Source organism: Nocardioides sp. NPDC058538, from assembly GCF_042719275.1.
Lineage (GTDB): Bacteria > Actinomycetota > Actinomycetes > Propionibacteriales > Nocardioidaceae > Nocardioides.
The window spans coordinates 15,193-34,305 of the sequence record NZ_JBHXNY010000034.1; the positions used below are offsets into that span (position 1 = coordinate 15,193).

Genomic DNA, 19,113 nt, shown 5'->3' on the forward strand with positions numbered 1-19,113 from the left:
TGAAACCGAGGAGCAAGTGCGGCGCGTTGGGCCGCCCCGGCGAGGCCTGTGAGATGAGGGTCTCCCGGCGCTGTCTCAGCGGGTTGAGGGAATTCCCTTCACCTACCCCATATTGGGGTGGACGGGACTTTCGACCCTCTTGTGTTGCCCGACTCTTGGGACCAGGTCCCGGGTGGTATTCGGCAGGGTCGCAGCGGGTCACGGCCCGTCGCGCTGCCGGTCCGCATCGACCGAGACTGCGCCGCCTGACCTGGCGTAGCCTGGGGACATGAGCGCGGACGACGACCTGTACGCCGAGATCCCAGCCCTCGATGAGCGGTCACGACGAGCGCTGACGGTTGCCGAGAAGTGGATCGGGGAGGGCATCGCGGGTGTCGCGATCGGTGCCGCCGAGGATGGGGGACCGGCGGTGGTGGTCTACGCCCTCGACCCGGCCTCGGCCGCGGTGCGGTCCTTGCCGCAGGAGTGCGAGGGCCTGCCGGTGCGCGTGGAGACCGGAGACGCCTTCAGAACCGAGGGCTGACGGCATCTCCGGGCCCTTCAGCCGATCACGGCCAGACACGCACCTGAAGGGCGAGCTGGACCAGCGCGATCGGGTTGAGGATCGTCGCCACGCTCGATCCCGCGAAGAGCAGCCCGACCGGGTTGTTCTGCAGGTCGAGCACCATCGAGCCGGAGTCGCCGCCGGCTGACATGTTGGTCGTGATGATCTGGTTGCAGAACTTCGCGACGTTCCCGCCGCCGTAGTTGACGTTCACCGTCGCCGCGATGGCGGTGACCCTGCCGGTGGTGAAGTTCGTGGTGCGGCCGGTCTTCTTGAGCAGCATCCCCACGGTTGCGGCCTTGGCGGCCGTGGCCGGGTAGCCGTTCCAGTAGACGTCGCGGTCGATCACGTGGAACGGCACCTCTGCGACCGCGGCGTCCACGGAGTTGCAGGTGCCGTCGAACCTGATCGGCACGAACCGGGCCAGCCGGCCGATCACGTCCGCCGGTGCCGTTCCACCGTCGAACGGGCCGGGCTGCAGGATCGGGTCGCCGATGCTGGCGTCGTTGGAGTTCGCGAGCACGTGGTTGTTGCTCAGGATGTAGTAGCGCGGCGGGATCCCTGGAAAGGAGCGCAGGTCGTACGCGCCCGCGCCGATCGTCCCTGCGGTGATCTTGAAGTGCCCGACGCTGAAACCCGGTCGAGCCGGACGGATCCGGGTCGCCAGGGTCTGGGCGTCGACCTCCTGGGTCTCCATGAGCTGCTGGCTCCCGCCGGCGAACAGGTGCCCGACCTCGAGGACGTCGGTCGGCTTGCCGTCGACCGTGTCCGGGATGGTGTCCGTGCTGCTGACCAGCTCGGTCGGCATCTTCTGGCTGACCAGCACCATCACGCTCGGTGTCTCGGTCTGCTCGCCGTTCGTGATCTTGAGGCCGACCCCGACGCCGACCACGTTCTCCCTGCCGAGCAAATCCTCCTCGGCCGATGCCTTCGAGTCGGCCACGGCCGAGAGCTCGTCCGGCACCGCCTCTGACTGTGCCATGAACAGATCTTCGTTGTTCATGTTCATTCCCCCTGTGGGCTCCAGGTTCCGGACCTTCCAGAACGACAACCGAAGCCTCACTATCGAGGAGCGGTAGCGGCAGGCTCTGATACGCGGGGCGGTATTCAGTGTGCAGTCGCGACGCAGAACTCGTTGCCCTCGACGTCGCGCAGGACCGTCCACTGGATTCCGAACTCGTCGTGCTCGCCGAGGACCGTGGCGCCGAGGTCGACCAGGCGAGCGACCTCCGCAGGCCGGTCCTCTGCGATGAGGTCGGGGTGAGCGCGGTTCTTCGCCCGGCGCGGCTCAGGGACACGCGCGAACAGCCATGCCGCTGCGCCGGGCGTGGGCTGCTTCAGGCCGATGGAGCTGAACTCGTCGCTGCTGCCCTCGTCGAGCTTCCGGTCCAGCGCGGCGGCCCAGAACGTGGCGGTACGCAGCGCGTCGGAGCAGTCGAAGCTGATCGCGGCAAGGGTCAGGGTCATGGAGTGTCCTTTCGGGGGATGAGCGGCCAGACGATCCGATGGACATCAGTGGGTCGCTCATGCGGCCATCCTCGGGCATCCCCCTGGGGGAGAGGCAAGCAGTGAAGTCAGGTCCGGTTGGGGTCGCCGCGGGTGACGTCGACGTACTCGATCTCGATCGTCGAGAGGTCGAGGCCGGGAGCGGGCCCGAGGATGCCCTCGACGATCTCGAGGATCCGCGGGCGCAGGGTGTCGGCGAGCGGGTGGAGCTCGACGCCGTACCTGGCGACGAGGCGGATGTGGATGCCGGTCAGGCGGCCGTCGTCGACGCGCAGGTCGATGGCTTCGGGCGCGTGAGTGGGGTGCTCCTGGAGCAGCCGGCGCAGCGCCGCGGTGACGACGCGTGCGGAGACGTACGTCTCGGAGCCCTGCTCATCGCGCGCCGGCGTGCCCAACTCGGTGAAGGTGAGGATCGGCTCGGACGGGATCACGATGGCGCGCACGCGCGACATGATCGAGCCGGCCAGGTCGACCCATCCGGGTGGCTGCTCGGCACGGGCGGCGCGGATGGCGCGGCCGAGGGGGCTGGGATCTAGCGCCATCTGGCCATCCTCTCCGCGAGTGTGCGTCGTCCGCGGTACAGGTGTCCGCGGACGGCGCCGATCGGCATGGCCAGGGCGATGGAGATCTCCTCGTAACTCATCTCTTCGACCTCCCGCAACAGCCAGGTCGCCCTTTGATGCCACGGCAGCTCGTTCAATGCTAGCTGCAACGCATCCAGCAGTTCGGCGTCCAGAACAGACTGCAGAGGGTTGTCCGTCGCGGCCGGGGACAGCCGCGACATCAGCCCGTCGTCGATGGGTGTCGCGCGCCGGTTGCGCTGGAGATCGGCCGCGCGACGGTGCACGAGTCGGATCAACCAGGTGCGCAGCGAGGAGCGCCCCGCGAAGCCCGACAGGCTCCGCCACGCCGAGACGAACGCCTCCTGGGTGGCCTCGGCGGCGTCGCCGGCGTCGCCGACCAGGTGAAGGGCGTACCGATACATGGCCGGGCCATGCCGATCCACGATCTCCCTGAACGCCTCGTGGTCGCCCAGGCGGGCGGCGCGCACGAGGGCTTCATCCGTCGCCAACGGCTCAGATGACGCCTGCGAATTCGACATTGCCCCCGAGTTCCTCGTCTGCTGCCACGCGAGGGCAGAGTCTGGATAGGAGAGTTCTACCATCCGCAAGCAAAGAGATGTGAGCTAGAACACACCCGAATTCCTGTGACACATCGGTACGAGGTTGCGACTAACCAGCGTCAGATCAACCGAACACGATCAGGAAGGTGCTTCTCATGGCGCAGACGAAGTCGGAGACCACGAGCTTGTCGACCACGGGGACAGACTCGGGTGCTCTGGTGAGTGAGCACGGGCGTACGTCGATCGCCGACACCGTGGTCTCGAAGATCGCGGGGATCGCTGCTCGCGAGATCAGCGGCGTGCACGACCTCGGTGGCGGCGCGGCCCGCGCGGCCGGAGCGATCCGCGAGCGGATCCCGGGTTCGCGGACCAACATGGGCCAGGGCGTCGCGGTCGAGGTGGGGGAGCGGCAGGCGGCCGCCGACCTCGACATCGTCGCCGAGTACGGCACCTCGATCCCCGACCTCGCGAGCGCGATCCGCCGCAACGTGAAGGCCTCGGTAGAGCGCATGACCGGCCTCGAGGTCACCGAGGTCAACATCACCGTGCACGACGTCTTCCTCGAGGACGAGGCCCGCGACTCCGACCCGGACGCCGGCCGGCGGGTGGAGTGACCGTGCCGGCCGACCCCGATCCGCACGACGGCGCCGAGCCGGACGTTGCGGACGTGGTGGCAGCGGCCGTGCTCGCGGTGCCCGGTGTCCACGACCTGCATGCCGGCGTCGCCGGGGAGGTGGCCACCTACCTCCCCGGGCGCCGGGTCAACGGGATCAGGATGCGCGAGCCCGGCTGCTCGGTCCACGTCGTCCTGCACTGGGGATTCCCCGTCATCGGCACCACCGACGCGGTGCGTGACGCGGTCCGACCGTACGTCTCGGGCCCGGTGGACATCACGGTGGAGGACATCCTCCCGCCCGGCAGCACAGGCTCGGCCACGGCCTGACCGCTTCGACCTCTGAAGGAGAACACGTCATGACCAACTCGACACTGGGCCTGGTCGCCGGCCTGCTGCTCACGATCGCGATCGTCACCGGGGGCCTCATCGGCCTGCTGCTGGCCGTCGTGCTCGGCGGCGCCGGCTACCTCATCGGCGGCCACGTCGACGGCGAGCTCGACCTGGGCAGTCTGCTGCGAGGACGCCGTGATTGAGTCCCCGACGCGTCCGATGCCGACCACCGATGAGGGCTCGCACGACCCCGACCTCGTCGAGGACCGGGGCACGCTGGATGTGCGCAACAAGGCCCTCCAGCGGATCGTCGAGCACATCGTGCTGCGGGTCCCGGGCACGGTGACCCACCGCAGCACACTCGGCCGCATCACCGGCATGGCGCTGCCCAAGGCCGAGATCACGACCGAGGGCCGTGCCGCCCGGGTGAAGGTCGACATCGCGATGGCCTGGCCCGGCAACATCTCCCAGGTCGCCACGACCGTGCGGGACACCGTACGTCAGGAGGCGTTTCGCCTCTCGGGCATCCAGATCCGCAGCGTCGACGTCACCGTGCACGCGGTGGACCCGTCGGCCTCCGACGACACCGGCAGGAGGGTGGAATGAGCACGCCCACCGTGGAACACGTCGAACAGGTTGAACGCGTCGCCCGCCCGGCGGCGCCACGCGTCCAACCCCGCCGCGCGCCGGTAGCGGTCGCGACCGCCACCGTGCTGGCCATCGTGCTGATCGCGTTCGCCGTGGTCGCCATCCGCGAGCTCGCGCTCAGCCAGGGATGGGCGGCCGGCACGCCGCTGGCCCCCGACCTCGTCGAGGGTCTCGACGGCCTACGCGCGTCCGTCGGACTGGCGATCGGCGGCGGGGCCATCGCGCTCATCGGGCTGGTGCTGCTCTGGCTCGGGCTGCGGCCTGGGCGGCGTACGCACCTCCGCGTCGCCGGCGATGCCGACCTGTGGCTCTCGCCCGGCGCGGTCGCCGCCATCGCCCAGGAGACCGCCGACCGGCTTCCCGGGGTGGTCTCGGCCGAGTCGTCACTCAGGTCAAGGCGTCGCGTCGTCGTCGACATCGTCGCGCAGGACGCGGCTGCGGTCGCCGAGCACGTGAGTGCCGTACTCGAGGACCAGGTCGGGCGACCGACCGGAGCCAGCATCAAGGTACGAGCCACGGAGGTTCCCCGATGACGCCCCGCATGATCAGGATCGACCGGGCGCTGACCCTGCTCGTGGCGATCCTTCTGGTCGCCCTGGGCCTGCTGATGGTCGACTGGCACTACCGATGGCTCTTCGACACCTACCCGACCGAGCTCTCCACCGGGCCGGCCCGTGAGTTCGTGACGGCGGGCTGGTTCCCCTGGGCGCTCGCCGCGGCGGGCATCGTCCTGGGGTTCCTCGGCCTGACGTGGCTGCTGGCGCACCTGCGCCGGCGCGGCCCCTCGACGATGCGACTCCGGACGAGCGACGAGACCGGTCGCGTCCAGGCCGATCTCCGCTCGATCGCCGATGCCGCCGGGGGCAGGCTCGAGAGCATGGCTGCTCTCACCGGTGTCACGGGGACCGTCGCCACCATCCGGTCGCGGCCGGTGATCCTGCTGCGCGGGCGGATCGACCCCGTCGCGTCGGCCGACTCGATCACCGACGCCGCCGAGACCTGCGCCCGGGACGTCGCCGCGGCGTTCCCCGATCAGGCGATCAGCTGCCGGATCCTGGTCGACTCGCCGCGACGAGGCAAGGGACGACAGCAGTCCCAGATGCGGGTGCGCTGAGGGCTCGATGCCGGGGCTCGATGCTCCTGATGACGGCGTGACCCGAGCGGGGGCGGGGCCACGTCGTCTCCAGGAGCATCGAGCCGCCACCTCACTCGGAACGTGTGGGTGCACCCGGGGAGGCATCGGCCATAGCGACCTCGCGCCGCCACACCCCGACGGCGACGGCACCGAGCAGCACCGGCACGGCCACGGTGAACACCCGCCACACCATCAGCCCGGCCACGGCCGCCGCCTCGACCTCGAGGCCACCGGCTTCGACCAGGGCGGCGAGGATGAGAGCATCGACGATGCCGATCCCCCAGAGGGGGAACACGGTGAACGGGAAGGCGAACAGGTAGGCGATCGCGATCCACACGAGGCTCACCTCGTCCGCCGTGACGCCGACGAAGCGCAGGCACAGGGTGAGCGCGGCGAGGTCGACGACCATCATGCCGACCTGAGAGAGCACCGCCAGGGGGAACCCGCTGTGGAACCGCTCGGCGATGTCGGCACGGAAGCTCTGACACGCATCGGCCCAACTATCGGGGTCGACCGACTTCCGGAACCGGCGGACGATCCGTCCGGAGCGGGTTCCGACGGTGCGGGCGAGCCGGTCGCTGCGTACGACCATGAGAACGGTCACGAGGATGACGGCCGCGACCGCGATGCTGAGCAGCTCGAGCCACCGGAACGAGGGGGCCTCGCCGACGGTCAGCAGCAGGATGAATCCCAGGAGCGGGCCCGAGAACCTCGCGATGTAGAACGTCAGCGAGTTCATCACCGTGCCGGCGAGGCCTTTGGCGGGGCTGACCCCCCACGACTTGAACATCGCGACCCGCAGCGCGATGTCGCTCGGCGGCGGAGCGATGAGCGACATCAGCGTCGCGCCGAGGTCGTTGATGGTGGCCCGGTAGAACGTCACCCCGCGGATGAAGAACCTCAGTGGCATCGCCAGCAGGACCTGACGAGCCAGGACGACGACGAGCAGCACGATGGCATGCCACCAGCTGAGGCGCGTCAGCGCGTCCCGGGCCGCCTCCCAGTCGACCCGCCCGACCAGACGTACGACGGTGACGGTGCTGAGCGCGGCCACGACCAGCAGGACGATGCGGGTGATCCAGGCGCGACGTCCAGGCCGGGCATCGCTGACGTCGGGGCCCTCCGGTGTGCTCACTGCGCGGCCGCGACGGCTCAGAAATCCACGGGATCGCGGCTGATCGGGCAGGTCATGCAGTGTCCGCCACCGCGGCCCCGGCCGAGCTCGGCTCCCACGATGGTGATGACCTCGACCCCGGCCTTGCGCAGCAGCGTGTTGGTGAGGGTGTTGCGGTCGTAGGTGAACACCACGCCGGGCTCGAGCGCGACGGCGTTGTTGCCGCTGTCCCACTGCTGTCGCTCGGACTGATAGACGTCCCCGCCGGTGTCGATCACGTGGATCGAGGGCAGCCCGAGCGCCTGCGCCACGACGTCGACGAAGGCCGCGTCGCCGTGGTCGATCACCTCGACCCCGGGCGCCTTGTCGGAGGGCACCAGGGTGAAGGTGTGTACGGCATCCATGATCGTCGGATACAGCGTGACGATGTCGCGATCGACGAACGTGAAGACCGTGTCCAGGTGCATGGCCGCCCGCAGCTTCGGCATCCCGGCGACGATCACCTTCTCCGCGGCTCCCCGCTCGAAGAGGGCCTTGGCGACCTGGGTGATCGCCTGGCGAGAGGTGCGCTCGCTCATGCCGACGAGCACGACTCCGTTGCCGACCGGCATCACGTCGCCGCCCTCGAAGCTGGCCTGCCCCCACTCCTGCTCGGGGTCGCCCCACCACACGGTCGAGCCGACGTAGTCGGGGTGGTGCTGGTAGATCGTCTTGTAGAGGAGCGTCTCGTCCTTGCGCGCCGGCCAGTAGAGCGGGTTCATGGTCAGCCCGCCGTACAGCCAGCAGGTCGTGTCCCGGGTGTAGAGCGTGTTCGGCAGCGGCGGCATCAGATACTCCCGGGCTCCGGTCGACTCCCGGGCGAGGCCGACGTAGGGGGAGCGGAAGTCGCTGGGCAGGTCGTTGGTCGCGAGGCCGCCGATGAGGAACTCCGCCAGCTGTCGGTCCGAGACCGACTCGAGGTAGGTACGGGTGTCGTCGACCAGCCCGAGGCCGACCTGGTTCGGCACGATCTTGCGGTCGAGGATCCAGTCCTTGGCGCCGGCGACCGCGAGCGTCTGTGCCAGCAGGTCGTGCAGCTCGACGACCTCGACACCACGCTGGGTCAGCTTGTTCACGAAGTCGGCGTGGTCGCGCTGGGCGTTCTCAACCCACATCACGTCGTCGAAGAGCAGTTCGTCGTTGTTGCTGGGGGTGAGCCGTCGGTGGGCCAGGCCGGGTGCGCAGACGAGCACCTTCCTGAGCCTGCCGACCTCGGAGTGGACGCCGTACGCGGGCTCCTGCTCGGACATGAGATGCCTTTCTGTTGGGGACGGGAGGTCAGAGGGAGATCCGGCCGGACCACAGGCCGAAGACGGCGAGCGCCGCTCCGATGAGGATCGCGCCGAACAGTGCTATCTCGGTGGGACTGAAGATCCGCCGGCCACGTTCGCTGCGGGCCTTGATGTACAGCAACGACGCCGGCGCGAGGATCAGCGTCATCAGCAGCACGAACTTCAGCCCGGCAGCGTCGAAGAGGAAGAACGTGTAGGCCGTCGCGATGCCGGCCACGATCGTCTCCTTGCGACGTACGCCGGCCGGCACGCCTTCGTACGCCTCGCCGGTCAGGCCGAGCTTGAGTGCGTACGCGGCGGCCAGCAGGTAGGGCAGGATCGCCAGGCTGGTGGCGAGATCGAGCATGAAGTTGAGCGCGTCGTTGACGAACAGGGTGAGCGCGAGGAGCGCCTGGACGCCGAGCGACGTCACCACGAGCGCGGTGATCGGGGTGCCGTTGCGGTTCTCCTGACCCAGGAAGGCGGGCATGTCGTCGGAGCGGGCCGGGACGTACATGACCTCAGCGGCCATCAGCGTCCAGGCGAGGTAGGCACCCAGGACCGAGACGATCACCGCGATGCTGATGAACACCTCGCCCCAGTCGCCGACCACCGACTCGAAGACCCCGACCATCGACGGCTGCCGGGTGGCGGCCAGCTCGGGCTGCGGGACGACGGAGTAGCTGGAGAGGGTGACCAGCGCGAAGATCGACAGCACGCTGAGGAAGCCCAGCACGGTCGCCTTCCCGACGTCCTCGCGCTTCTTGGCGTAACGGGAGTAGACGCTGGCCCCTTCGATGCCGATGAAGACGAAGGTGGTGATCAGCATGGTGTTGCGGATCTGCTCGTCGAGGTTGCCGAGATCGCCGTAGCCGGTGGCGACCCAGTTGTCGGCGAAGACGCCGGCGTCGAAGGAGATGAAGAGGACCACGATGAAGACCAGGATCGGCAGGACCTTGAAGATCGTGACGATCCGGTTGATCACCGCGGCGTCGCGGACGCCGCGCGCGATCAGATAGTGGAAGAGCCACACCCCCACGGTGGAGAGCGCGACGGCGAGTACGGTGTCGCCGTCACCGAACCCGTCGAAGAAGGCGCCGATGGTGGCGCCGATGAAGACCCAGTAGAAGGTGTTGCCGGCGATGGAGCTCGCCCAGAAACCGATCGCGGAGTTGAAGCCCGCGTAGTCGCCGAAACCGGTCTTGGCGTAGATGAAGACCCCGGAGTCGAGCTCGGGCTTGCGGATGGCGAGGCTCTGGAAGACGAACGCCAGCATGAGCATGCCGGCGCCGGCGATCGCCCAGGCGATCAGCGAGCCGAGGATGCCGGTGGCGACCCCGAACCGGGCCGGCAGGGAGAAGACCCCGGCGCCGACCATCCCACCCACGACCATCGCGGTCAGGGTCGGGAGACTCATCTTCGCTGCAGCGGGGGCCTCGGTGGTGGCAGAGTCAGAACTCATGCCCCTGATCTGATGTCCGATCCGATCCGTCCACCTCACCCGGAACGTGTGATCCGCCCCGCTTCGCCTGCGACGACGCTGAGATGGTCCTGTGAAGGGAGACAATGATGGGCTTTCGAGACCGACGCGAGAAGCGTCAAGAGGAACGCGAGGCCTTCGGGCGCGGCGGGAGCGCCCACCGCTTCCAGATGCGCCAGAAGATGATCTCCATCGGTGACGACTACTGGATCGAGAACGAGGACGGCGAGCGGGTCTTCCGTGTCGACGGCAAGGCGTTGCGGCTGCGCGACACGTTCGATCTCGAGGACGCCCACGGCAACAAGATCTGCCGCATCCAGACCAGGGTCCTGCACATCCGGGACTCGATGGCGATCGAGGACGCTGACGGCAAGAAGCTCGCCCTCGTGCACAAGGCGCTCATCTCGCCCCTGCGTGACCGCTGGAAGGTCGACCGCGAGCACGGCGAGGACTGGACGGTCCAGGGCAACATCGTCGACCACGAGTACGACATCGAGGCCGACGGACGCAAGATCGCCGAAGTGTCCAAGAAGTGGTTCCGCATCCGGGACACCTACGGTGTCGAGGTCGCGCCCGGCGAGGACGCAGCCCTCGTCCTGGCCGTGACCGTCGCGGTCGATGCGATGGTCCATCCCGAGAAGTGACGCGGTCGACGTGCTGCGGAAGCGGTTGCGAAGGCAGCTGCGAGCGCCGTTCGCCGCGACGGCCGGCACGATGGTGCTTCTCTGGGCGTCGCTGACCCCTTCACTGATGCCGCGGACAGCGCTCTTCCAGGCGCTGCTCACCGCGCTGTGCATGCTTGCCGGCTACGGCGCCGGCGCGTTGGCCGGATGGCTGGTCCGCAGCTGCGGTGCCCGGTTGACGGGCCGGGCACGGGTGATCGCATGGCGCGTCCTCGCCGGTGTCGCCGGCGTCGGCACCCTGATCGTGCTGGGCCTGTCGCTGCGGTGGGAGAACGAGGTACGCGACCTCGTCGAGGTCGACCGGGTGGGCGTATGGCATCTGGTGCTCACCGTGCTGATCGCCGTGGTCCTGTTCGCGCTGCTCCTGGCATTGTCGCGGGGGATCAGGGCGCTGGGCGGCTCGATCGGCCGGTTCGTCGGCCGCTTCCTTCCCGCTGCCGCGTCCACCGTCATCGGCGGCCTGATCGCTGCGGTCCTGATCTACGAGCTGGCCATCGGGGTGGGCGGCAACCGGCTGTTGGGAGCGCTCGACTCGAGCTTCGCCGCGATCAACGAGGAGTTCAGGACCGACGTACCCGCGCCCACGGAGCCCGAGCTCACGGCCGGCCCGGCCTCGTCCCAGGCATGGGATGACCTGGGCCGCCAGGGACGGGTCTTCATCGCGAGCGCGCCGACCGCCGCGGACATCGGTGCGTTCACCCAGGAGCCTGCCCGGCAGCCGGTGCGCGCCTACATCGGGGCCGGCCCCGAAGGCGTCGACATCCGCGACGAGGCGCAGGCCGCCGTGGCTGAGCTCGACGCGCTCGGCGGCTTCGACCGCGCGGTGATCAACGTGGTGACCGGCACGGGCAGAGGCTGGGTCAACGAGAACCAGGCCCAGGCGCTGGAGTTCATGTGGGGTGGCGACACGGCGACGGTCAGCCTGCAGTACTCCTACCTCCCGAGCTGGATGTCCTTCGTCCTGGACCGCCAGCGTGCACAGGATGCCGGCCTGGCGCTCTTCGACGCCGTCTACGGACGCTGGCTGGAGATCCCCGAGGCCGAACGTCCGCTGCTGGTGGTGAGCGGGGAGAGCCTGGGCAGCTTCGGCGGCGAGGCCGCCTTCAGTGGGGCTCAGGATCTCGCGACCCGCACCGACGGCGCCCTGTTCGTGGGCCCGACCGCCGACAACCGACTCTGGAGCCGGTTCACCGAGGAACGCGAGCCGGGCACCCCCCAGGTGCTGCCGATCCTGGACGACGGCGAGATCGTACGCTTCGCCGACCAGCCCGAGGAGTGGGACCTGCCCGGGGCCTGGGACGGCACCCGGATCGGGTATCTCCAGCACGCGAACGACCCGATCACCTGGTGGTCGCCGTCGTTGGCGCTGGAGCGCCCTGACTGGCTGGAGGAGGAGCGCGGCCGCGACGTCTCCCCGAACGTACGCTGGATCCCCGGGGTGACGATGCTGCAGCTGGGTGTCGACCAGTTCTCCGCCAACTCTGTGCCCAGCGGGCAGGGCCACCAGTTCGGTACCGCCCCGGTGTACGCCTGGGCGGAGATCCTGTCGCCCCCGGGCTGGTCCGATGAGCGCACCGACCAGCTGGCCGTGGTGATCGGTGACCGGGCGTGGTTGAGATGAGGCATGGCGTTGCCAGGTCTCCTGGTCAGACCTGAGGCAGGCGGTTCAGGACTGCACGTAGAGGCGGCCACCGGTCGCGCCCTCGGCGAGTCACGGCATATCCGCGCAGTCGCACTCTGGGGTCGGTCAAGGGCCGCACGGTGACGCCACGGCGTGAGGTGCGTCCTCGCGGCAACAACGCGAGTCCGTGACCCGCGAGGATGAGATCGTCCACGAGCTCCAGGGCGTCGACGCGGTGGACGACTCGGGGAGTGAATCCGGCCATCGACGCCAGCGTGCGCAGCACCTCCTCGTCGGCGGTGTGACGCGAGTTCACGATCCAGTCCCGGTCGGCATAGGTCGCGAGCGGAGCACGAGGCTCCTGCGTCGGCACGCCGAGGCCCCATTCGACCTCCCACAGCGCCACGGTGTCGTGGTCGCTGCGCCAGGAGGCGGGGGCGACGTTGTAGTCATAGACAAGGGCAAGATCGACGTCGTCGCGCGCGAGCAGGGCCAGGGCCTCGGGCGGTTCGTGCTCGTGCACCCGCACCTCGAGGCCGGGGTGAGCGTGCCGGAGACCGTCGATCGCGGGCATGAGGGAGCGCCGGATCGCGGTGGCGAAGCCGGCCACCCTGAGCACGCCGACCGGCTCCGCGTCCGGGTCGAGGTCGAGACGGGCGGCATCGACCGCCGCCAGGATCGTGACGGCGTGATCGGCAAGACGGTGGCCTGCCGGAGTGAGGCGTACGCGCCGGCCATCGGGCTCGATGAGGTCTGTGCCGACGTCCCGTGCGAGCGCCGCGATGGCCTGGGACACGCTGGATGTGCTGGTGCCGACCTCGGCGGAGACCTCGTGCATCGAGCCGAGGCGAGAGAGTTCGAGCAACATCCGGAGCCGACGCACGTCCACAGGACCAATTGTTTAGGATCTACGAACGTAATGTCCAGAAATGTCACGTGGACATGAACGGATCTCATCGGGTCGACTGGATGGCATGACCACCACAGCTCCACGCTCTGCCCGTGCCGGTGCCCCCATGGCAATGGCGGCCATGCTCTGTGTCCAGCTGGGTCTCGCGGCATCGGTGGGTCTGATCGACCAGCTCGGTCCGGCGGGTGTTGCCTGGCTGCGCCTGTTCTGGGCGGCTGTGCTGCTTCTTGTCCTCGTCCGGCCGCGTCCCTCGGCGTTCGGGCGCGAGACGCTGCTGGCCGGTGTCGCTCTCGGCGTGGTCACCTCCGGGCTGACCCTGCTGTTCATGGCGGCTCTGAGCCGGCTTCCGCTCGGCACGGCCGCCGCGCTGGAGTTCCTGGGGCCGCTCGGGGTGGCCGTCGTCCGCAGCCGCGGCATCGCCCGGGCATGGGCGCTCGTGGCAGCCGGTGGCGTGCTGTGCCTGACCCAACCATGGGACGGCACCGTGGACGCGGTCGGTGTCGCCTTCGCTCTGGGTGCGGCCGTGTGCTGGGCGTCCTACATCCTGCTGACCCAGAAGATCGGCGATGCGGTCAGCGGCATCGGCGGCCTCGCCATCTCCATGCCGGTCGCGGCGGTCGTCGCCACCATCGTGGTCGGACCTGGCATCGTGGGAAAGCTCACCCCGGAGCTGGTGCTCGCCGGCCTGGGGCTGGCCCTTCTGGTGCCGGTGGTGCCTTTCGCCCTGGAGATGCTGGCGCTACGTCGCCTCACCGCCGGTGCCTTCGGGACGCTCATGGCGCTCGAGCCGGCGCTCGCGCTGGTGATCGGGTTCTTCGCTCTCCATCAGGTGCCCAACCTCGTCGCGGTATTCGGGATCGGGCTCGTGGTCGCGGCCGGCGTCGGAGCAGAGCGTGCCGGAGTCCGCGGTCCGTCTGGCCCGGCTGACGAGACTCCACACAGCGCCGCGGAGACGACGCTCCTGCGGTGAGCCGTCCCGCCTTCGCGTTCAGCCCTGGCTGATCAGGCTCTGTGCGACGGTGCGTACGCGGTCGATGGGAACCGCGAAGCCGATGCCGATGTTGCCGCTGGGGCCGCCGAGGGTGGCGATGGAGGTGTTGATCCCGACGACGCGGCCCTGGAGGTCGACCAGGGGGCCGCCGGAGTTGCCGGGGTTGATGGCGGCGTCGGTCTGGATCATCTCGGGCCTCGATCCGGAGGAGCGGTGGGGTGAGCTGATGATGCCGGAGGTGACGGTGCCGTTGAGGCCGAGGGGCGAGCCGACGGCGATCACGGGCTGTCCGATCCGGAGGTTGCCGCTGTGGCCGATGGTGGCGGCGCGTACGGCATTGGGGTTGGTGGCGATCACCGCGATGTCGTTGCGCTCGTCGCTGCCGATGACGCGGCCCGAGGTGGTGCTGCCGTCGGCGAGGACAAGGCTCACCGAGTCGGAGCCTTGGACGACGTGGGCGTTGGTGACCACGTGGCCGACGCCGTCGATGGCGACCCCGGAGCCGGTGCCACGGCCCGCGCGGACCTGCACCACGCTGGGCAGGATGCGCTGGGCAGCGGCCTCGGTGGCGTTGGTCGGCGCCCCTCCTTGTGTCCCGCCCTGAGGTGCTGGAGCCGGCGCGGCGATGGTGCCTGCGCCGGGCTCACGGTCGGGAGCGATGAGGGTGATCGCGCCGCTGGTCGCCGCACCCGCGACGACGGCCGCCGCCAGGGTGAGCGTGACGGTTCGGGTACGTCGTGGACGCCTGGCCAGCGCGGCGGGTGGCTCCGCGTGGGTGCCCGCCGGCCGGTCCTGTGGAGAGGACGCAGCGAGGGATCCGGGTTGGGCGACCAGCCGCACCCTGCCGTAGCGGTCACGCACCACACGTCGCGCCGGAGGGGGCGCCGACAGGGGGGTCGGGCTCGGCGCGGCCGGTGGTGCCGGCGTGGGTGCGACTGGTCGGATCGGGGGTGGTGGCGGGGGCTGGAGCGGACGGAGGGCGCGGGCGGGTGGCGCCGAGACGGTCCACTGCTGGGGTCCGGTGGGGCGGCCGAGGCCGGGCCCGGCCGATGCGGTGTCGTTCACGAGAGTGCCTTTCCGGAGTGCCTAGATGAGCCGGGCGAACCAGCGCAGCGAGAGCGCGGCGGCGACGAAGGCGAGGACCATGGCGCCGATGACGATCCAGACGGTGATCTCGCGGTATTCGACGTGGTAGCCGACGAGGGTGCCGATGTCGTCGTAGACCTCGCGCAGCTCGTCGGCGCTGGAGGCGCGGTAGAACTCGCCGCCGGTCGTGTCGGCGAGCTCGCGCAGCGTGTCTTCGCGGACCTCGACCGACTGTCCGCCGGGCAGAGCGGCACTGGGGCCCTCGGTCCCGTAGGCGATCGTCGAGACCGGCAGTCCCGCCTCACTGGCGGCCTCGGCCGCGGCCACCGGGTTGCGACCTGCGGAGTTGCCGCCATCGGAGAGGAGTACGAGATGGGCCGGGGAGCCGCTCTCGTCGGTGTCGTCCTCGGAGCCGTCGGGCGAGGGCGAGGGTGAGGCGGACGGACCTGCCGAGGCGGCTTCGTCCAGGACCTGCCGCAGGGCGTTGACCGAGGAGAAGACGGTCTCGCCGATGGCGGTGCCACCGTCGGGCGGGCCGAGGCCCTCGATGCTGCGGGCGACCAGAGCATGATCGGTGGTCGGGCTGGAGACGACGCGGGCACTGCTCGAGAAGCTGACGAGCCCGACGTTGTAGCGCGGCGGCAACTGGTCGATGAACTCGACGGCGGCCGACTTGGCGGCCTCGAGACGGTTGGGCGGCATGTCCTCGGCCGACATCGAGGCGGAGGTGTCGATGGCGACCAGGATCGTGGCGCGTTCGTACGGCACCTGCGCCCGGACCTGGGGCTGGGTGGTGGCGACCGCCAGCATGGCCAAGGCCCCGACGACCAGGCCGGCGGCGAGGTGGCGGCGCCAGCGTGGACGGTGGGGAACGAGGCGCTCGAGCATGGGCGCGGTGGCGAACCGGAGGGCGTACTTGATCCGACGGCGCTGCATCACCAGGTAGCCGATGGCGAGCAGGGCGACCGGGACCAGCGCGAGCAGGAACAGGGGCTGGGTGAGTCTCATCGCGGGCTCCTTCCGATCAGTGGGTGGCCGTGGCCGCGCGTGAGCGGGCCGGTCGGGGATGGCGTGCCCGGCGGCGCAGCAGGCGGATGAGCAGGCGTGCCCAGTCGTCGTCGGTGGAGACCCGGAGGTGGTCCGCACCGGCGGCCCGGACGGCCTCCGTGTTGTGGTCGCGCAGCGACCCCATCGCCTCGGCGTACGCCGCCCGCAGCCGCGGGTCTGAGGTGTCGGCCTCGTGCTGACGGCCGGTCTCCGGGTCGAGGATCGTGACGTGGCCGACGGCGGGCAGGTCGAGCTCGCGAGGGTCCACGATCTCGACGACGATCACGTCATGGCGTGCGGTGAGCCGCCGCAGCGGCGGCTCCCAGTCGAAGGGCCGCTCCCAGGTCCCGTCCGCGGGCAGCAGGTCGGACACGATCACCCGCAGCCCCGGGATCCGGGCGCGCCGGCCGAGCTCGACCAGTGCCGCTGCGAAGGTGACGCCGCGTGTTGCCGCGGCGCCGGTACGCGGCGACGGTGGCTCCGAGGTCAGCAGCCGGCGGGCGACCCGGCGACCCGTGGTGGGCGGGCGCCAACGTACGCCGCCGGCATCCAGGATCCCGAGACCGACCCGGTTGCCGGGGCCGTCGGCCACGATGCCGATCGCGGAGACGGTCGCCTCGGCGACCTCCACCTTCTCGGCGAGCGCGGTCCCGAAGGCCATGCTGGGGGTGCGGTCGACCAGGACCCAGGTCTCGAGCTCGTGCTCGGCCTGGGTGAGCCAGACGTGCGGGTCGCCCAGGCGGGCGGTGGCGTTCCAGTCGATGCGGCGTACATCATGGCCGGGGGAGTAAGGGACCAGCTCCTCGGCGTCGCTGCCCGGCCCCAGCCGCAGCCCGGCCGTCTCGCCCTGGAGCAGTCCGCTCACCCGGCGCTGGACGGTCAGGTCCAGGCGTCGGAAGGCGCCGTCGGGCGAGCGCCGTGCCGGGTTCACGAGGCCAGCTCCGCATCGGGCGTCGGCTCGGCGGTCTCGGAGTCGTCGTCGCTCGGCGTCGCCCGCGGCTGCGGGACGACGGCGAGGACGGCGTCCACGACGGCGCGGGGATCGACCCCGTCGGCCTCGGCGTCGAAGGTGAGCACCAGCCGGTGGGCCAGGATGTCGCCGGCCAGGTCGGCGACATCGCCGGGCAGCACGTAGTCGCGCCCGCGCAGCAGTGCCAGGGCACGACCTGCGGTGATGAGGCCGAGGCTGCCGCGGGCGCTGACGCCGTAGGCCAGCAGGCCCTCGAGGTGGCGGAGCCCGTAGGCGTGCGGCGTACGCGTCGCCATCACGAGCTTGACGGCGTACTGCGCGACGGTGTGATGGACGAAGACCTGGTCCGCTCGTGATTGCAGGTGCCGCAGCGCGGTGGCGTCGAGGATCTGCTCGGCACGCGGCGGATGGGTGCCCATCCGCTGGATGATGGTCATCTCCTCGAGCTCGTCGACGTGGCCGACGTCGACCTTGAGCAGGAAGCGGTCGCGCTGGGCCTCGGGCAGCCGGTAGACGCCGTCGTTCTCGATCGGGTTCTGGGTGGCGAGGACGAGGAACGGGTCGGGCAGGCGGTGGCTGGTGCCTCCGATGCTGACCTGGCGCTCCGCCATCGCCTCCAGCAGCGCCGACTGCACCTTGGCCGGCGCCCGGTTGATCTCGTCGGCGAGGACGAGGTTGGCGAAGACCGGTCCCAGCTCGGTGTCGAACTGCTCCGCCGACGGGCGCCAGACCCGGGTGCCGACGATGTCGGAGGGCATCAGGTCCGGGGTGAACTGGAGCCGGGCGAACGAGCCGCCGACGACGTCGGCGAGGGTGCGTACGGCCAGGGTCTTGGCGACACCCGGCACACCCTCGAGCAGCACGTGGCCACGGGCGAGCAGCCCGACCAGCATCCGCTCGATCATCAGGTCCTGGCCCACGACGACGCGCTTGACCTCGAACAGCACCCGCTCGAGGACGGCAGTGGTCCCGATGTCGGACCGGATCGGCTCGGTGATCGGCTGCTTCTGCTCTGGCTCCCACATGGGGGACCTCCCTGGCTGGCTGTGTCCTGGATGGCTCTGCTGAGCACCGATCACATCGAAGAAGGGCGAAAACCAGCGGAAACGGCACCGAAAGCGATCCGAAAGAGCTGGACGGAACCGATACCGGGCGATTACGTCCTGTGCATGGGCGACGGCCCGGCTACGCGCTACCGTTCTTGAGCGTGAGGGTCTTGATCGTCGAGGACCAGGCGGGCCTGGTCAGCGCCCTGCGGGTCGCGCTGCAGCGGGAGGGGTACGCCGTCGACGGGGCCGGATCGGTTGCCGACGCGCTGGAGAAGCTCGCCGTGAACGCCTACGACCTCGTCGTCCTGGACATCAACCTGCCCGACGGCAGCGGCTTCGAGGTCGCCGCGGCGCTGCGTACGGGGGATCTGGAGATCCCCGGCGAGGACGCCCCGCGGATCCTGATGCTCACCGCCCGCAACCGCCTCGACGACCGGGTCCGCGGCCTCGACGTCGGAGCTGACGACTACCTGACCAAGCCGTTCGAGCTGGCCGAGCTGACCGCGCGGCTGCGCGCGCTGCTGCGCCGGCCGAGCAGCGATGGCTCCGCCGTCCTGACGCACGGGCCGATCCGGCTCGACACCGCCCGGCAGCTGGCCCGGCGCGGCGACCGGGAGCTCGGGCTGACGCTCAAGGAGTTCTCGGTCCTGCGCTACCTGATGACGCGGCCCGCGTACATCGTCTCGGCCGAGGAGCTCCTGGAGCACGTGTGGGACGAGAACGCCGACCCGTTCACCCAGACCGTGCGGGTCACCGTCGGCACCCTGCGTCGCAAGCTCACCGTCGGCGAGGAGGCTCCGGCGCTCGAGACCGTCGTCGGTCGCGGCTACCGGCTCCGCGACCTGCCCGAGCTGGACCAGGGCGCGACCGCATGAGTGAGCGTCAGCAAACGACAATAGGCCTCAGGCCGCCGCTTCCGTATTCTCCGCCGTTCTCTACGGAGGCGGCGG

Annotated in this window: 23 protein-coding genes; 11 read left to right on the plus strand and 12 right to left on the minus strand. The window is 70.0% G+C overall.

The window, feature by feature from the left end; all coding sequences use genetic code 11:
- Positions 1-268 precede the first annotated feature (268 nt).
- Positions 269-523, plus strand: coding sequence for a hypothetical protein (locus ACFWQC_RS23055; RefSeq protein WP_378683425.1), 255 nt, complete (start codon positions 269-271; stop codon positions 521-523).
- Positions 524-548: 25 nt separating this feature from the next.
- Here the strand turns inward: ACFWQC_RS23055 and ACFWQC_RS23060 are convergent, their stop codons facing one another.
- From ACFWQC_RS23060 to ACFWQC_RS23075, 4 genes are all read right to left on the minus strand, one after another.
- A complete protein-coding gene (locus ACFWQC_RS23060) occupies positions 549-1,526 on the minus strand; it encodes a serine protease (RefSeq protein WP_378683428.1) in 978 nt (325 codons plus the stop codon).
- 125 nt (positions 1,527-1,651) lie between these two features.
- Positions 1,652-2,011, minus strand: coding sequence for a VOC family protein (locus ACFWQC_RS23065; RefSeq protein WP_378683431.1), 360 nt, complete (start codon positions 2,009-2,011; stop codon positions 1,652-1,654).
- A gap of 107 nt (positions 2,012-2,118) precedes the next feature.
- Complete coding sequence (locus tag ACFWQC_RS23070; protein WP_378683434.1) at positions 2,119-2,592, minus strand: hypothetical protein; 474 nt, start codon at positions 2,590-2,592, stop codon at positions 2,119-2,121.
- Positions 2,583-3,152, minus strand: a complete 570-nt coding sequence (locus ACFWQC_RS23075; RefSeq protein WP_378683436.1) for an RNA polymerase sigma factor — start codon at positions 3,150-3,152, stop codon at positions 2,583-2,585. The genes ACFWQC_RS23070 and ACFWQC_RS23075 overlap by 10 nt, the downstream gene beginning before the upstream one ends.
- A 176-nt stretch (positions 3,153-3,328) precedes the next feature.
- Here ACFWQC_RS23075 and ACFWQC_RS23080 point away from each other — a divergent pair, with 176 nt between their 5' ends.
- Genes ACFWQC_RS23080 through ACFWQC_RS23105 form a run of 6 tightly spaced genes read left to right on the plus strand, consistent with a single transcriptional unit; the run spans position 3,329 to position 5,881 of the window.
- Positions 3,329-3,787, plus strand: coding sequence for an Asp23/Gls24 family envelope stress response protein (locus ACFWQC_RS23080; protein WP_378683439.1), 459 nt, complete (start codon positions 3,329-3,331; stop codon positions 3,785-3,787).
- Between the two features lie 2 nt (positions 3,788-3,789).
- Positions 3,790-4,116: a hypothetical protein gene (locus ACFWQC_RS23085; protein ID WP_378683442.1), complete on the plus strand. Its 327-nt coding sequence runs from the start codon at positions 3,790-3,792 to the stop codon at positions 4,114-4,116.
- A gap of 29 nt (positions 4,117-4,145) precedes the next feature.
- On the plus strand, positions 4,146-4,322 hold the full coding sequence (locus ACFWQC_RS23090) for a DUF2273 domain-containing protein (protein ID WP_141805347.1): 177 nt from the start codon (positions 4,146-4,148) through the stop codon (positions 4,320-4,322).
- Between the two features lie 16 nt (positions 4,323-4,338).
- Entirely contained in the window at positions 4,339-4,725 is a 387-nt protein-coding gene (locus ACFWQC_RS23095) for an Asp23/Gls24 family envelope stress response protein (protein WP_378683445.1), read from the plus strand.
- Positions 4,722-5,300 carry a DUF6286 domain-containing protein gene (locus ACFWQC_RS23100; protein ID WP_378683448.1) on the plus strand — a complete coding sequence of 193 codons (579 nt, stop codon included), beginning with the start codon at positions 4,722-4,724 and terminating at the stop codon, positions 5,298-5,300. The genes ACFWQC_RS23095 and ACFWQC_RS23100 overlap by 4 nt, the downstream gene beginning before the upstream one ends.
- Positions 5,297-5,881, plus strand: coding sequence for a hypothetical protein (locus ACFWQC_RS23105; RefSeq protein WP_378683451.1), 585 nt, complete (start codon positions 5,297-5,299; stop codon positions 5,879-5,881). Before ACFWQC_RS23100 ends, ACFWQC_RS23105 begins: the two co-directional genes overlap by 4 nt.
- A gap of 91 nt (positions 5,882-5,972) precedes the next feature.
- Here ACFWQC_RS23105 and ACFWQC_RS23110 read toward each other — a convergent pair whose 3' ends face one another.
- The 3 genes from ACFWQC_RS23110 to ACFWQC_RS23120 are packed head-to-tail and all read right to left on the minus strand — an operon-like array spanning position 5,973 to position 9,788.
- Positions 5,973-7,037, minus strand: coding sequence for a lysylphosphatidylglycerol synthase domain-containing protein (locus ACFWQC_RS23110; RefSeq protein WP_378683454.1), 1,065 nt, complete (start codon positions 7,035-7,037; stop codon positions 5,973-5,975).
- Between the two features lie 17 nt (positions 7,038-7,054).
- The gene (locus ACFWQC_RS23115) at positions 7,055-8,305 is read right to left on the minus strand and encodes an arginine deiminase (protein ID WP_378683457.1); all 1,251 of its coding nucleotides are present in this window, start codon (positions 8,303-8,305) and stop codon (positions 7,055-7,057) included.
- A gap of 28 nt (positions 8,306-8,333) precedes the next feature.
- Positions 8,334-9,788 carry a basic amino acid/polyamine antiporter gene (locus tag ACFWQC_RS23120; RefSeq protein WP_378683460.1) on the minus strand — a complete coding sequence of 485 codons (1,455 nt, stop codon included), beginning with the start codon at positions 9,786-9,788 and terminating at the stop codon, positions 8,334-8,336.
- 107 nt (positions 9,789-9,895) lie between these two features.
- Between ACFWQC_RS23120 and ACFWQC_RS23125 the strand changes: the two genes are divergently transcribed.
- Entirely contained in the window at positions 9,896-10,450 is a 555-nt protein-coding gene (locus ACFWQC_RS23125; protein ID WP_378683463.1) for an LURP-one-related/scramblase family protein, read from the plus strand.
- Positions 10,425-12,110 (plus strand): alpha/beta hydrolase, encoded by a 1,686-nt coding sequence (locus ACFWQC_RS23130; protein WP_378683465.1) that lies wholly within the window; start codon positions 10,425-10,427, stop codon positions 12,108-12,110. Before ACFWQC_RS23125 ends, ACFWQC_RS23130 begins: the two co-directional genes overlap by 26 nt.
- 25 nt (positions 12,111-12,135) lie before the next feature.
- Here ACFWQC_RS23130 and ACFWQC_RS23135 read toward each other — a convergent pair whose 3' ends face one another.
- Positions 12,136-12,978 (minus strand): LysR family transcriptional regulator, encoded by an 843-nt coding sequence (locus ACFWQC_RS23135; protein ID WP_378683467.1) that lies wholly within the window; start codon positions 12,976-12,978, stop codon positions 12,136-12,138.
- A 106-nt stretch (positions 12,979-13,084) separates the two neighbouring features.
- Here ACFWQC_RS23135 and ACFWQC_RS23140 point away from each other — a divergent pair, with 106 nt between their 5' ends.
- Complete coding sequence (locus tag ACFWQC_RS23140; protein ID WP_378683470.1) at positions 13,085-13,990, plus strand: DMT family transporter; 906 nt, start codon at positions 13,085-13,087, stop codon at positions 13,988-13,990.
- Between the two features lie 18 nt (positions 13,991-14,008).
- Here ACFWQC_RS23140 and ACFWQC_RS23145 read toward each other — a convergent pair whose 3' ends face one another.
- From ACFWQC_RS23145 to ACFWQC_RS23160, 4 genes are read right to left on the minus strand one after another with little or no spacing between them, the layout of a single operon-like run.
- The gene (locus ACFWQC_RS23145; protein WP_378683473.1) at positions 14,009-15,076 is read right to left on the minus strand and encodes a S1C family serine protease; all 1,068 of its coding nucleotides are present in this window, start codon (positions 15,074-15,076) and stop codon (positions 14,009-14,011) included.
- Between the two features lie 21 nt (positions 15,077-15,097).
- On the minus strand, positions 15,098-16,105 hold the full coding sequence (locus ACFWQC_RS23150) for a VWA domain-containing protein (protein WP_378683476.1): 1,008 nt from the start codon (positions 16,103-16,105) through the stop codon (positions 15,098-15,100).
- A gap of 16 nt (positions 16,106-16,121) precedes the next feature.
- Positions 16,122-17,075, minus strand: coding sequence for a DUF58 domain-containing protein (locus ACFWQC_RS23155; protein ID WP_378683479.1), 954 nt, complete (start codon positions 17,073-17,075; stop codon positions 16,122-16,124).
- On the minus strand, positions 17,072-18,139 hold the full coding sequence (locus ACFWQC_RS23160; protein ID WP_378683481.1) for an AAA family ATPase: 1,068 nt from the start codon (positions 18,137-18,139) through the stop codon (positions 17,072-17,074). The genes ACFWQC_RS23155 and ACFWQC_RS23160 overlap by 4 nt, the downstream gene beginning before the upstream one ends.
- A 182-nt stretch (positions 18,140-18,321) precedes the next feature.
- Between ACFWQC_RS23160 and ACFWQC_RS23165 the strand changes: the two genes are divergently transcribed.
- Positions 18,322-19,038 (plus strand): response regulator transcription factor, encoded by a 717-nt coding sequence (locus ACFWQC_RS23165; RefSeq protein WP_378683484.1) that lies wholly within the window; start codon positions 18,322-18,324, stop codon positions 19,036-19,038.
- The last annotated feature ends 75 nt before the right edge of the window (positions 19,039-19,113 follow it).

What these genes read in the sequence shown, in the direction of transcription:
- ACFWQC_RS23055 (WP_378683425.1), top strand. Translation starts at nt 269, where the DNA reads ATGAGCGCGGACGACGACCTGTACGCCGAGATCCCAGCCCTCGATGAG.
- ACFWQC_RS23060 (WP_378683428.1), bottom strand. Translation starts at nt 1,526, where the DNA reads ATGGCACAGTCAGAGGCGGTGCCGGACGAGCTCTCGGCCGTGGCCGAC.
- ACFWQC_RS23065 (WP_378683431.1), bottom strand. Translation starts at nt 2,011, where the DNA reads ATGACCCTGACCCTTGCCGCGATCAGCTTCGACTGCTCCGACGCGCTG.
- ACFWQC_RS23070 (WP_378683434.1), bottom strand. Translation starts at nt 2,592, where the DNA reads ATGGCGCTAGATCCCAGCCCCCTCGGCCGCGCCATCCGCGCCGCCCGT.
- ACFWQC_RS23075 (WP_378683436.1), bottom strand. Translation starts at nt 3,152, where the DNA reads ATGTCGAATTCGCAGGCGTCATCTGAGCCGTTGGCGACGGATGAAGCC.
- ACFWQC_RS23080 (WP_378683439.1), top strand. Translation starts at nt 3,329, where the DNA reads ATGGCGCAGACGAAGTCGGAGACCACGAGCTTGTCGACCACGGGGACA.
- ACFWQC_RS23090 (WP_141805347.1), top strand. Translation starts at nt 4,146, where the DNA reads ATGACCAACTCGACACTGGGCCTGGTCGCCGGCCTGCTGCTCACGATC.
- ACFWQC_RS23095 (WP_378683445.1), top strand. Translation starts at nt 4,339, where the DNA reads ATGCCGACCACCGATGAGGGCTCGCACGACCCCGACCTCGTCGAGGAC.
- ACFWQC_RS23100 (WP_378683448.1), top strand. Translation starts at nt 4,722, where the DNA reads ATGAGCACGCCCACCGTGGAACACGTCGAACAGGTTGAACGCGTCGCC.
- ACFWQC_RS23105 (WP_378683451.1), top strand. Translation starts at nt 5,297, where the DNA reads ATGACGCCCCGCATGATCAGGATCGACCGGGCGCTGACCCTGCTCGTG.
- ACFWQC_RS23115 (WP_378683457.1), bottom strand. Translation starts at nt 8,305, where the DNA reads ATGTCCGAGCAGGAGCCCGCGTACGGCGTCCACTCCGAGGTCGGCAGG.
- ACFWQC_RS23120 (WP_378683460.1), bottom strand. Translation starts at nt 9,788, where the DNA reads ATGAGTTCTGACTCTGCCACCACCGAGGCCCCCGCTGCAGCGAAGATG.
- ACFWQC_RS23125 (WP_378683463.1), top strand. Translation starts at nt 9,896, where the DNA reads ATGGGCTTTCGAGACCGACGCGAGAAGCGTCAAGAGGAACGCGAGGCC.
- ACFWQC_RS23130 (WP_378683465.1), top strand. Translation starts at nt 10,425, where the DNA reads ATGCGATGGTCCATCCCGAGAAGTGACGCGGTCGACGTGCTGCGGAAG.
- ACFWQC_RS23135 (WP_378683467.1), bottom strand. Translation starts at nt 12,978, where the DNA reads ATGTTGCTCGAACTCTCTCGCCTCGGCTCGATGCACGAGGTCTCCGCC.
- ACFWQC_RS23140 (WP_378683470.1), top strand. Translation starts at nt 13,085, where the DNA reads ATGACCACCACAGCTCCACGCTCTGCCCGTGCCGGTGCCCCCATGGCA.
- ACFWQC_RS23150 (WP_378683476.1), bottom strand. Translation starts at nt 16,105, where the DNA reads ATGAGACTCACCCAGCCCCTGTTCCTGCTCGCGCTGGTCCCGGTCGCC.
- ACFWQC_RS23160 (WP_378683481.1), bottom strand. Translation starts at nt 18,139, where the DNA reads ATGTGGGAGCCAGAGCAGAAGCAGCCGATCACCGAGCCGATCCGGTCC.